This is a genomic window from Corynebacterium sp. MSK150, assembly GCF_030229215.1.
Classification (GTDB): domain Bacteria; phylum Actinomycetota; class Actinomycetes; order Mycobacteriales; family Mycobacteriaceae; genus Corynebacterium.
The window spans coordinates 125,248-135,343 of the sequence record NZ_JASPHM010000007.1; the positions used below are offsets into that span (position 1 = coordinate 125,248).

A 10,096-nucleotide genomic window follows, 5' to 3' on the forward strand; every position below is an offset into this window, starting at 1 on the left:
CACAAATCAGTCATTATAAGTTTAGTGTCGCACGATAGAAATAAACCTAACGACCTGCAGATATTGCGCAGAGAGACTTACCCCATTCGGGTGCAGCAAGAATTACCGGGCATTGCCCCTTCCCTGCCCTACAATGCTGAAAGCCCCTGCCTCACAACCGGAATTCGGTTGAGCGGCAGGGGCTACCTAGAATGAGTTATTCCAAATTAAGCGTTGAGCTTGCGGTAATCAAAGACCGTATCGATGATGCCATATTCAACGGCTTCCTGAGCGGTCAGAATCTTATCGCGATCCGTATCAATGCGGATCTGCTCAGCGGTACGACCGGTGTGCTCAGACAGGGTGGTTTCCATCAGCTTGCGCATGCGCTCAATCTCGGCGGCCTGAATCTCCAGATCAGAAACCTGACCCTGAGTACCCTGAGTTGCCGGCTGGTGAATGAGCACACGGGAGTTAGGTAGCGCGGCACGCTTACCCGGCGCACCCGCAGCCAAGAGCACAGCGGCGGCGGAAGCAGCCTGACCCAGGCACACGGTCTGCACATCGGGACGAACGTAGCGCATGGTGTCATAGATAGCCATCAACGCGGTGAAGGAACCACCGGGCGAGTTGATGTACATGGTGATATCGCGGTCCGGGTCCTGGCTCTCCAGAACCAGCAGCTGGGCCATAATGTCATTTGCGGAAGTGTCATCCACCTGGGTGCCCAAGAAGATAATGCGCTCTTCAAAAAGCTTGGAATATGGATTGGTTTCCTTAGTGCCCTGTGCGGACTGCTCAATGAAGGACGGCAGAACGTAGCGGGAACTTGGCATCTGGGACTGATTCATAGTGATTTTCTCCTTATTCCCTAGTTACTCAGCGGGCCGTTGACGGACTCAATGACGTGGTCAACAATGCCGTAGTCCTTGGCCTGCTGGGCGGTCATCCAACGGTCACGGTCGGAGTCCTTGGTGATCTGCTCAAAGGTCTGTCCGGTGTGCTCGGCAATGAGCTCGGCCATCTCGCGCTTGGTCTGAGCAAATTGCTCAGCCTGGATGGCGATATCCGCAGCGGTACCGCCAACACCGGCAGAAGGCTGGTGCATCATGATGCGTGCGTGCGGCAGCGCGAAGCGCTTGCCCTTGGTGCCGCCGGAAAGCAGGAACTGACCCATGGAGGCAGCCAGGCCCATGCCGTACGTGGCAATATCGCACGGCGAGTACTTCATGGTGTCATAAATAGCCATGCCCGCAGTGACAGAGCCACCCGGGGAGTTGATGTAGAGCGAAATGTCGCGAGTGGGGTCCTCGGCGGACAGCAGGAGGATCTGGGCGCACAGCTTGTTCGCAATCTCATCATCGACCTGGGTTCCCAGGAAGATAATGCGCTCGCGCAACAGGCGCTCGTACACGCTATCGCTCAGATTCATACCCGTAGACGACGAGTTCATTGAAATCTTCTCAGACATTAGTGGTTCTCCTTCAAGTGAAGAATGCTTTAACTGGCCCCACCTTACCGGCATTCCTCTCAAACTTGGCCTCTGTTCGCTATGAGCGTTGGGCCACAGCGCCAAAGGCGCACACGGAAGCTGGGTTAACATTTACTCATGTCTGTTTCCGAGCTGTCCACCAGTACCCAGAACTATTTGAAAGCTATCTGGGGGCTAAAGGAATGGTCATCCGAGCCCGTTACCGCCACGCTTATAGCGAAACAGCTGGGACTCAAGCTCTCCTCGGTTTCCGATGCAGTGCGCAAAATGGCGAAGCAAGGGCTCGTGTCACACACGCCCTATGGCTCTGTGGAGTTAACCGAACTTGGCAGGCAGTACGCATTGGTCATGGTGCGCCGTCACCGATTGCTTGAGTCTTTTTTGGTTCAAGCATTGGGCTACACCTGGGACGAAGTCCATAATGAAGCCGAAAATCTCGAACACGCGGTGTCTGACATGCTCATAGAACGTGTGGATAAGTTCCTTGATTACCCCACTAGGGATCCGCACGGCGATCCTATCCCTACGGTTGATGGACAGATCACCATCCCCAGTGCGCATCGCCTCACCGACAGCGGTGCACAATCGCAGGTGACCGTGGAACGCATTTCTGATTCCGACCCACAACTGCTGAAGTTCCTTGAAGAGCGCGGCATTGTCACTGGGGCTGTTCTTAGCACGCGCGAGGGAGCGCCCTTTTCAGATTCTCTCGAAATACAGGTGGCCGGCGGCACTCAGTGGGTAGTACTTGGACGCCCAGCTACCGACGCAGTGTTTGTAGCACACCACAACCTTTAGACATTCCCCTTTGCATTAATCCTGCTCTCACCTGCCCTTTTCAAAACTACGTTAGACCGTAGTTGCAACTACGGCATTGCGTAGTTAGTCTTTTCGAATATCACCTACCCCACTTATGGCTAAGGCCAGGATGAGCAGGATTGCCATGTCAGACTCACCAGATTTGGTGTACTTTTCCAGCGTTTCAGAGAACACGAAAAGATTCGTCGAACGCTTAGATAGACCCGCGGTGCGCATTCCACTGCGCCCCAAGAAAACCGGGATGATCCAGGTTTCACACCCGTACGTACTCATCGTTCCCACCTACGGCGGCGGCTCGCTCAAACGCGCAGTCCCCAAACAGGTCATCGACTTCCTCAATGACCCAATCAACCGCTCCTTTATCCGGGGCGTTATTACCTCAGGGAATACCAACTTCGGAAGTGCTTACTGCGTCGCCGGACGCATCATTTCCGCCAAGTGCCACGTACCGGAGCTGTATCACTTCGAGCTTCTCGGCACCCAGAAGGACATCGCCGCCGTAAAGCAGGGCCTTCAGAAGTTTTGGGAGCAGCAAAAGCAGCTAACGATGACACCCCATTAATCCCCCACAAGATGAAGAACACATCCGCATCACACAGATTGGAAAACACAATGTGGCCTCTTGATGCCACCCCCACACAGACTATTGGCGCTACGCCCCGCACCGCTTCAGCAGACAATGCCGGCGGTGTCGGCAAGCGCAAGAGCTACCACGCACTCAACGCGCAGCTGAACTTGTTCGACGCTTCTGGAAAAATCCAGTTTGACAAGGACATTCAGGCAGCACAAGACTATGTCACGCACCATGTCGCTCCCCGCATGCATCAGTTCGATTCCACCAAGCAACGCTTGGAATGGTTGGTTGATAACGAGTACTACGAGCGGGATTTCCTTGAGCTTTATGATGACGCCTTTCTGTGCGCCATGTACGACAGAGCACATCGAGTTAAGCATCAGTTCCGCACCTTCCTCGGCGCATTTAAGTTCTTCACTTCATATGCACTGAAAACCTTTGATGGCTCCCGATTCCTAGAAGGCTACGAAGAACGCGTCGCCACCACAGCTTTATACCTTGCACAGGGCGACGAAGAGCTCGCAGAAAAGCTGGTGGATGACATCATGACCGGACGCTTCCAGCCCGCCACCCCTACTTTTCTCAACGCAGGCAAAGCCCAGCGCGGCGAAATGGTCTCCTGCTTCCTCCTGCGAATCGAAGACAATTTGGAGAGCATTGGCCGCTGCGTGAACTCTGCACTGCAACTATCAAAGCGCGGTGGTGGAGTGGCCCTGTTGCTGAGCAATCTGCGCGAATCCGGAGCCCCGATCAAAAAGATTGAGAACCAGGCTTCCGGCGTAGTCCCAGTCATGAAGATTCTCGAAGATAGCTTCAGCTATGCCAACCAATTGGGCTCCCGGCAGGGCGCTGGAGCCGTCTACCTGCATGCGCACCATCCAGATATTCTTCGCTTCCTGGATACCAAGCGGGAAAATGCCGATGAGAAAGTCCGCATCAAGACTCTTTCGCTGGGGGTTGTTATTCCAGATATAACCTTCCGTCTGGCCAAAGAGAACAAGGATATGCATCTTTTTAGCCCGTATGACATCGCTCGCGAGTACGGCGCAGCCATGTCTGACATGTCCATCACCGAGTACTACGACGAGCTGGTTGCCAATCCGCGAATCTCTCACACGACCATTAAGGCCCGCGAGTTTTTCACCACGCTGGCTGAGCTTCAGTTTGAATCCGGATACCCCTACATCCTCTTTGAGGATACGGTCAACCGCGCTAATCCCCTCAAAGGACATATCAATATGTCCAACCTGTGTAGCGAAATCCTCCAGGTCAACACGCCATCGACCTACGGAGCTTCGGGTGACTACACCACCGTTGGCCAGGATATTTCCTGCAATCTAGGTTCGCTCAACATTGCGAAGGCTTTTGAATCGCCGGACTTCGGGGAGACCGTCGAAACCGCAGTGCGTGCCCTCACGAAGGTTTCAGACCTGACGAATATCGAAGCTGTTCCCTCCATCGCTCACGGAAATGCTTCCATGCATGCCATTGGTCTGGGCCAAATGAATCTCCACGGCTTCCTTGCTTCACAGCGTATTCCTTATGGCTGCGCCGAGGCACTGGACTTTACAAATATCTATTTCCTCACGGTGACCTACCATGCGCTCCGCGCATCCCATGCACTCGCGGTTGAAAAAGGTCAACGATTCACAGGCTTCGAAGAATCCACCTATGCCACTGGCGCCTACTTTGACAAATACATCGACCAAGACTGGGCGCCAGCCACTGAACACGTAAAACAGCTCTTCCACGAAGCAGGCGTGCAGATCCCTCAACGCGAGGATTGGCTACGGCTCAAGAATCAAGTGATGCAAGACGGCATCTACAACGCCTACTTGCAGGCAGTTCCACCCACTGGATCAATTTCCTACATCAATGACTCCACCGCGTCCATCCACCCAATTGCCTCCAAAATTGAAATACGCAAGGAAGGCCGCTTGGGGCGCGTGTACTACCCCGCGCCGGAAATGACCAACGACAACCTGGAGTATTTCGATGACTCCTACGCCGTGGGATACGAAAAAATCATCGACACCTACGCCATGGCCACCCAACACGTGGACCAAGGGCTTTCCCTGACCTTGTTCTTTACCGCTGATACCACCACGCGGGACATCAACAAGGCACAAATTTATGCCTGGAAAGCCGGAATCAAGACCCTCTACTACATCCGTTTACGCCAATCCGCGCTCCAAGGAACCGAGGTCGAAGGCTGCGTCTCCTGTGCTTTGTAGGAGCACGGTCCTCCCCCTTGTCCACAACCATTCACTCAGAAAGAAAGAAGCTATGTCGTCAACATCGAATAGTGCTGAACTAACCAGCATTTCAGTTACTCCGCCGAGCTACCGGCATGATCCTTCAGCCCGCATCCGCGCCATCAATTGGAACCGGGTGAGCGATGACAAGGATCTTGAAGTGTGGAACCGTCTAACCGCCAACTTTTGGTTGCCAGAGAAGGTCCCGCTTTCTAATGATCTCCCGGCGTGGCAGAAGATGACACCCGAGGAACGCAACCTCACCATGCGGGTGTTCACGGGACTCACCACCCTGGATACTGTCCAGGCCACCGTGGGTGAAATCTGTCAGATTCAAGATGCCCGCACCGAACACGAGGAGGCCGTGTATACCAACATCGCCTTCATGCAGTCAGTCCATGCCCGTTCATACTCTTCAGTGTTTTCTACCCTGAGCAGTACAAAGGAAATTGATGAAGCATACCGCTGGGCGGTGAATAACGACCTTCTCCAGGCACGCGCTAAGAAAGTTCTCGCGCACTATTTTGGGCCGGATCCACTCAAACGCAAGGTGTCATCGACGTTGCTTTCCTCGCTGCTTCTCTACGCGGGTTTCTATCTTCCCTTGCACTTTTCTGTCCACGCCACCCTGACAAATACGGCAGACATGATCCGCCTCATTCTGCGTGACAAGGCAGTGCACGGCTACTACTCGGGTTACAAATATCAGCGCGGTCTGGAATCCACGACCCCGCTACGGCAGAAGGAGATGCATGATTTCACCATTTCTTTGCTCGAAGAGCTTTATGCACTAGAGCTGGACTATTCCGGCGAGCTATATGAGCCTTTGGGACTCATGGATGATGTAGCCGTGTTCGTTCGCTATAACGCCAATAAGGCACTCATGAATTTGGGCTACCCGGATTATTTCCCGCCCGAAGAAACGGAAGTGAACCCAGAAATCCTCGCGGCCCTAGCCCCCGGAGCAGATGAGAACCATGACTTCTTCTCCGGATCTGGTTCCTCCTATGTCATTGGTACTGCTGAAGAAACGAGTGATGATGACTGGGATTTCTAAACCTTTTCCGCGACCGGACCAAGGAAGCTGGCTTGAGACCATCGCGCTGTTTGAAGCCATCCGCGAAGGAAACCAACCCGCAGCCATGCGGCTGTTGAATACATCCGCCGCACGAGAGGCCGTCCTCGGGGGGCTTCTAGGACTCATCGAACTGTACTTCCGCCATGAAGAAGGAAACAAAGTAGATGGCTTCCTCACCGCCGCCCACGCTGCCGGCCCACCACCGGCCTTTGGCTGCAAGCCTTTTCTCCCTTGACCACGTCTCCCTACACCCAACTAAGAAAGAAGGTTTACCATGACCACCCCACGTATCAGCGTTATCGTCGGCAGCCTGCGCCGAGAGTCATTTGCACGCAAGATTGCACACGAGGTGCTCACGATGATCCCTGAAGGCTACGAGGCAAACATCGTGGAAATCCGTGACTTGCCGCTCTATGACTTCGACTACGATGACCCCGCCGTCACGGACAAGCCCACTCCGGCTGAGTACACCACCTTTCGCGAGACCATCAAGAACTCGAGCGGGATCCTCTTCATTACGCCAGAGAACAACCGCACTATCCCTGCCTGCCTCAAAAACGCAGTGGACATCGGCTCTAAACCCAACTCAGATGTGGCGTGGAAGAACCTTCCCGCAGGTATCATTAGCCACTCTGTAGGCCGCATGGGCGGCTACAGTTCACAGAAGAACCTTCGCCTCGCTCTGTCCTACTTCGACATGCCGCTCCCTGGTCAGCCCGAAGTATTTCTGGGCCAATCCCCCACCCTTTTCGAAGAGTCCGGACATCTCAATCAACGTACCGCAGACTTTGTCAAGGATTACGTTATGCGCTTCCTGCAGTTGACCGACGAGGCCTTTAGAGCCAAGAACGGCTAGCGGTATCCCCAGCCAACACACATCACATCACGCCCTCTTCGAAGTACTCAAAGACTCCTAGAGGGCGTCCACAATGACACAAACCCCGGATTCAGGCTCATCCTTGAGTTACCTGAATCCGGGGTTTCATGCGCGCTCGCCACCACACATGTGGCAGCAGCGCGTTACAAGTGGGAGATTACTTCTCCTCGGAAGCTTCTGCAGCGTCCTCTTCTTCGATTTCACCGAAGTACTGGTCAACGTCTACGTCATTGCCCTCTTCATCCTTGACGGTGGTGCGGCAGATAGCGGCAGCCAGTGCCTTGCCACGGCGCACGTCAGAGAAGAGGTTAGCGATCTGGCCGTTGGACTGCAGCTGCTGGATGAACTGGTTCGGGTCCATGCCGTAGGACTGAGCGGTGAACAGGATGTGGTCGGTCAGCTCCTGCTGGGAAACTTCCGGCTCTTCCTTCTCTGCTACAGCGTCGAGGAACAGCTGGGTGCGGACGGACTCTTCTGCCTGCTCGCGGGTCTGCTTATCAAACTCTTCGCGGGAGGTGCCCTGTGCCTCAAGCAGCTGAGCCAGTGCCTTCTCATCGTGAGCCAGCTGGCCCAGGATCTGGTGCAGCTGGGAGTGTGCCTGCTCGTCCACTACGGACTGCGGCAGTTCGAATTCAACCTCAGACAGTGCGGACTTCAGAACCTCATCGCGGATCTGTGCAGCCTGCTCAGCCTTCTTGGTCTCCTCCACCTGGGTCTTGGTGGACTCACGCAGCTCGTCCATGGTGTCGAACTCAGAAGCCATCTGAGCGAACTCATCGTCCATAGTCGGCAGCTTGCGCTCCTTGGACTGCTGGACGTGGACCTTGATGGTGGCCTCTTCGTCCTTGTGCTCACCGGACTGGATGGTGGAGGTGAACTCGTTATCCTCACCGGTCTTCATGCCGCGCAGGGCAGTGTCCAGACCCTTGATGAGATCATCGTCGCCGATGCGGTAAGACAGACCCTCGGTGGAAGCGTCTTCAATCTTCTCGCCGTCAATCTCAGCGGTGATGTCGATGATGGCGTAGTCGCCGGTCTTCATTTTGCGCTTGGTGTCCTTGAGCTCACCGAAGCGCTCTGCCAGCTCCTCCAGAGCCTTGTCGACGTCCTCTTCGTCAGCCTTCAGGGCCGGGACGGTAACGGAGATCTTGGAGAAGTCCGGAATCTCAAACTCAGGGCGGATATCAACCTCTGCGGTGAACTCCACGAAGTCCTTGTCCTCGATCTTGGAAATGTCAACGTCCGGCTGGCCGATGACCTTCAGATCGTTTTCCTTGACTGCCTGCTCGTAGCGGGAAGGCAGCATGTCATTGACAACCTGCTCCAGGATGGGGCCGCGGCCGAAGCGAGCATCAATAAGCTGGCGCGGTGCCTTGCCCTTACGGAAACCTGGAATAGAAACCTGCTGCGCGATTGCCGCGTAAGCTTGATCGATTTCCTGGTCCAGCTCCGCAAACGGAACGTTGACGGTGAGCTTAACGCGGGTATCGCTCAGCTTGTCTACGGTGGTCTTCACGAGTGAATCTCCCTGGCTTCATTGTTTTACGTACATAAACTTAAAGGGGGTCCGGAAATCCTTATTAGGGCATTTCCAGACCCCCATACGTCGGGGCGACAGGATTTGAACCTGCGACCCCCTGCTCCCAAAGCAGGTGCGCTACCAAACTGCGCCACGCCCCGTATGTAGGCCACCAAGTTGCCTTGGCTGCGTTGCATACCTGAGACAGTGTACCGTGTCCGTTTTAAATCTCCTAAACGGACCCCCACCTAATGGAATCAACGCAGCACAGAGGCCACTTTTGACAGCCATGCGGCTAGAAATCGAAATCAAACATTCCGTCAAAGAATCCGCCGCCATCACCATCGCCAAGGCCATCAAACAGGCCGCCGCCGTCATCGCCGCCGCCCATGTCACCGGCGCCGCCAGCATCGCCAGCGTCACCACCCATGTCGCCAGCATCGCCCATGCCTTCACCGCCACCCCAGTCGCCGCTTTCAGCAGCGGCCGCGGAATAGCCAATGCCAGACATACCGGAGAATAGGGCATTAAACATCATGGAGTAGCCCACCATCCACACGCCGGTCTGCAAAGCATCCGCCCACCACGGACGGGAATACCAACCTGCCGGAACCGGACGGCCGGCCACGGTTCCGCCTGGGTAGTAGTTCGGGGTATCCGCGGAGGCGTACGGCGAAGCAGTGATCTGCTGGCCATTCGCTTCCACCGTGCGCTTTTCCGTCACCTTGCCGGCGGCGCGCTGCCCCTCGAGCGGTGGCAGCTCTGGGCCCGGGTTCATGCCCATAATCTCGCGCGCGGCATTCACATAATGCATGCCTTCCAAAGCGGACTCACGCGCTAGGTTCGCCTGCTTTGCGGTGGTGGCGCGTGAAATCGCCGAGTTAGCTGCCGTGAAACGCTCGGACGCATCGGCCATTGCCTGTTGGGAGGCAGAGTCTGTGCCTGAAATCTGCATTACTTGGCCACCCAGGCGTTCAATCCACCGGCGAGCGTCAGCTTGTGCATCAGCCAATTGCTGCGCTTCTCGTTCCTCGCGGCGTTTTTGGGAGTTGCGCGAAGACATAAACCACGCGCCTCCGCCCACTGCCAGCACAAGGAGCAAAATTTCCACTACGATCATCGCTTTCTATTGGTAGGGCCATTCCTCTTATAACAACGGCTCAAGCGCCACCCTAGTTCCCTATTTTCATTTTTGCCCCCGCGTGCGCTAAAGTATGGCGCAGCGTTCAATAGCGCGCTGTGGGAATGTCGTATAGTGGCTAATACCTCAGCCTTCCAAGCTGAAGACGCGGGTTCGATTCCCGTCATTCCCTCCATTTTTCGCCCATCGTTCAGGTGGGCGATTTTTCGTTTTCCGCTTACTCCAGTACCCCATCCCCGTTGGACCCACATGGTTTACGGCGGACACATGCGGCGAAGTGTAGGGGGCCTAAACGACAGAATGTGTTGTTTTGCGGCGTGTCGGGCTAAACGACATTTTGTGTTGGTGGGGTTTAGCGCATG

At 55.2% G+C, this 10,096-nt stretch carries 10 protein-coding genes and 2 tRNA genes; 7 read left to right on the forward strand and 5 right to left on the reverse strand.

Annotation, left to right across the window (positions count from 1 at the left end):
* Positions 1-206: 206 nt before the first annotated feature.
* Both QP941_RS06195 and QP941_RS06200 read right to left on the reverse strand, forming a co-directional pair.
* Entirely contained in the window at positions 207-830 is a 624-nt protein-coding gene (locus tag QP941_RS06195) for an ATP-dependent Clp protease proteolytic subunit (protein ID WP_005324052.1), read from the reverse strand.
* 20 nt (positions 831-850) lie between these two features.
* Complete coding sequence (locus QP941_RS06200) at positions 851-1,450, reverse strand: ATP-dependent Clp protease proteolytic subunit (RefSeq protein ID WP_049377226.1); 600 nt, start codon at positions 1,448-1,450, stop codon at positions 851-853.
* 138 nt (positions 1,451-1,588) lie between these two features.
* Between QP941_RS06200 and QP941_RS06205 the strand changes: the two genes are divergently transcribed.
* The 6 genes from QP941_RS06205 (at position 1,589) to QP941_RS06230 (ending at position 7,053) form a co-directional block, all read left to right on the forward strand.
* Complete coding sequence (locus tag QP941_RS06205; RefSeq protein ID WP_005324050.1) at positions 1,589-2,269, forward strand: metal-dependent transcriptional regulator; 681 nt, start codon at positions 1,589-1,591, stop codon at positions 2,267-2,269.
* A gap of 115 nt (positions 2,270-2,384) precedes the next feature.
* Complete coding sequence (gene nrdI, locus QP941_RS06210; protein WP_005324049.1) at positions 2,385-2,852, forward strand: class Ib ribonucleoside-diphosphate reductase assembly flavoprotein NrdI; 468 nt, start codon at positions 2,385-2,387, stop codon at positions 2,850-2,852.
* Between the two features lie 50 nt (positions 2,853-2,902).
* A complete protein-coding gene (gene nrdE / locus QP941_RS06215) occupies positions 2,903-5,098 on the forward strand; it encodes a class 1b ribonucleoside-diphosphate reductase subunit alpha (protein WP_284868395.1) in 2,196 nt (731 codons plus the stop codon).
* Between the two features lie 52 nt (positions 5,099-5,150).
* Entirely contained in the window at positions 5,151-6,176 is a 1,026-nt protein-coding gene (gene nrdF, locus QP941_RS06220; RefSeq protein WP_023020918.1) for a class 1b ribonucleoside-diphosphate reductase subunit beta, read from the forward strand.
* A gap of 85 nt (positions 6,177-6,261) precedes the next feature.
* A complete protein-coding gene (locus tag QP941_RS06225) occupies positions 6,262-6,432 on the forward strand; it encodes a hypothetical protein (RefSeq protein ID WP_162837278.1) in 171 nt (56 codons plus the stop codon).
* Positions 6,433-6,471: 39 nt separating this feature from the next.
* A complete protein-coding gene (locus tag QP941_RS06230; protein ID WP_005324045.1) occupies positions 6,472-7,053 on the forward strand; it encodes an NADPH-dependent FMN reductase in 582 nt (193 codons plus the stop codon).
* A gap of 178 nt (positions 7,054-7,231) precedes the next feature.
* On the opposite strand, the gene tig is transcribed toward QP941_RS06230, so the two are convergent.
* From tig to QP941_RS06245, 3 genes are all read right to left on the reverse strand, one after another.
* Positions 7,232-8,590 carry a trigger factor gene (tig, locus tag QP941_RS06235; protein ID WP_239278331.1) on the reverse strand — a complete coding sequence of 453 codons (1,359 nt, stop codon included), beginning with the start codon at positions 8,588-8,590 and terminating at the stop codon, positions 7,232-7,234.
* Positions 8,591-8,680: 90 nt separating this feature from the next.
* A tRNA-Pro gene (locus QP941_RS06240) sits at positions 8,681-8,754 on the reverse strand.
* Between the two features lie 134 nt (positions 8,755-8,888).
* A complete protein-coding gene (locus tag QP941_RS06245) occupies positions 8,889-9,713 on the reverse strand; it encodes a DUF1542 domain-containing protein (protein WP_284766979.1) in 825 nt (274 codons plus the stop codon).
* 121 nt (positions 9,714-9,834) lie between these two features.
* Between QP941_RS06245 and QP941_RS06250 the strand changes: the two genes are divergently transcribed.
* A tRNA-Gly gene (locus QP941_RS06250) sits at positions 9,835-9,909 on the forward strand.
* Positions 9,910-10,096: the final 187 nt, after the last annotated feature.